The sequence below is a fragment of the Tautonia sp. JC769 genome (genome assembly GCF_040717455.1).
GTDB lineage: Bacteria > Planctomycetota > Planctomycetia > Isosphaerales > Isosphaeraceae > Tautonia.
The window spans coordinates 1-1,530 of sequence record NZ_JBFEFH010000064.1 but is presented as its reverse complement, the minus strand read 5'-3'; the positions used below and the strand labels follow the sequence as shown (position 1 = coordinate 1,530).

Here is a 1,530-nt window from a genome sequence, read left to right as displayed (position 1 = left end):
GGGTGAGCGTCTCGAAAGTTGGTGGAAAATTGCGTACAACGGGGACTGCTGATGGGTTCGTCCTGATTCCGTCGCCATCTGTTCTCGGAGGGCCCTGCGATGTCGCTTCCCGAACTGACCCCGGAACAAGCGGCCGAAGCCGAACGCCTCTATCGGCACCTTCGCCCCGTCGTCGAGGCCGAGTTGCGTCAGTTGACCCGGTCGCTCGCCTCCAAGGCCGACGACAAGCTCCTCGGCAAGGCCGAGTTCGAGGTCCGGGACCGGGTGCACACGATCGGGGCCAAGGCGCTCGAAGCCGCTCTGAACGAGCGGAAAAAAGGGGCTACCAAGGCTCCAGCATCGGCTGCCCGCACTGCCATGGACCCAGCAAGTTCCAAGATCGACGCGACAAGACCTTCCTAAGCCTGATGGGCCCGATCCTGCTCCGGGATCGGGCCTACTATCATTGCCCGGCCTGTCATCGCGGCTCGGTCCCGGTGGATGCGGCTTTGGGTTTGGACGCCAGTCGCCTCACGCCGGGGACTCAAGAGATCGCGACCCTGGCCGGCACCGTCGGCAGCTTCGCCGAGGCGGCCGAGAAGCTCTTGCCCCGGATGGCCGGGCTGCGGCTGGCCGAGTCGACGGTGGAGCGGACCACCGAGGCGGCCGGCGAGCGGCTCGGGGAGCTCTGGGCCGCGGGGCACACCCTCGGGACGGCCGTCGATTGGCGTTGGAACCGCGATGCCCGCGGCCGGACCGTCGCCTATGCCAGCGTCGACGCCACGGGCCTGGGCATCCAGGGGCCGCGGGGGGCCAAGGCCGACGGCCGGATGGCCTGGGTGGGGGAGCTCTTCAACCCCCGGCCCGAACGCCCCGAGACGGCCTCCCAGGTCCATCCGCCGGCGGCCCGCTACCAGGCCGGGCTGATGGACCTCGACGAGTTGGGGGAGCGGATGCGGCGGCAAGCGGCCCAGATCGGCATGGATCGGGCGGAGCAGTGGGTGGCGTTGACCGACGGCGGAGCCGGGCTGGACGCGTTCATGGACGTGTTCTTCCCGCGTGCCGTGCGCATCCTGGACTTCTACCACGCCGCCGAACATCTCGGCGACCTGGCCAAGGCGTATTGCGGCGGCGACGCGGTCGCCGCCGAGGAACTGACCGAGCGGTGGAGCCACCGGATGAAGCACGACGGCGGGGCCGCTATCCTGACGGAATTGGAGGCGTTGGACCTGCGGGGCCGGACGCCCGCGGCTCAGGAGGAACACCGCCTGACGACCGGCTACATCCGGAACAACCTGCACCGGATGGACTACCCGCGGTATCGGGCCGAGGGCTGGCAGATCGGCTCGGGTCACATCGAGGCGGCGTGCAAGACGGTCGTCAACCAGCGGCTCAACCAGAGCGGGATGCGCTGGGGAGGCGACGGGGCCGACGCGGTCTGTCACCTCCGGGCGTTGTATGAAGGCGAGCCCAGCCAATGGGATGCCTTCTGGGAACGATCGATCAACTGATGTCCCAACCGTCTACCAACAAAAAAGACGCTCACCCGGA

The 1,530-nt window shown here is 68.4% G+C and carries 2 protein-coding genes; both read left to right on the top strand.

Going from position 1 to position 1,530, the window contains the following annotated elements:
• Window positions 1–99: 99 nt before the first annotated feature.
• Window positions 100–402 (top strand): hypothetical protein, encoded by a 303-nt coding sequence (locus tag AB1L88_RS26860; RefSeq protein WP_367099801.1) that lies wholly within the window; start codon window positions 100–102, stop codon window positions 400–402.
• Window positions 339–1,490, top strand: coding sequence for an ISKra4 family transposase (locus AB1L88_RS26855; protein ID WP_367099800.1), 1,152 nt, complete (start codon window positions 339–341; stop codon window positions 1,488–1,490). Before AB1L88_RS26860 ends, AB1L88_RS26855 begins: the two co-directional genes overlap by 64 nt.
• The last annotated feature ends 40 nt before the right edge of the window (window positions 1,491–1,530 follow it).

What these genes read in the sequence shown, in the direction of transcription:
- AB1L88_RS26860 (WP_367099801.1), top strand. Translation starts at nt 100, where the DNA reads ATGTCGCTTCCCGAACTGACCCCGGAACAAGCGGCCGAAGCCGAACGC.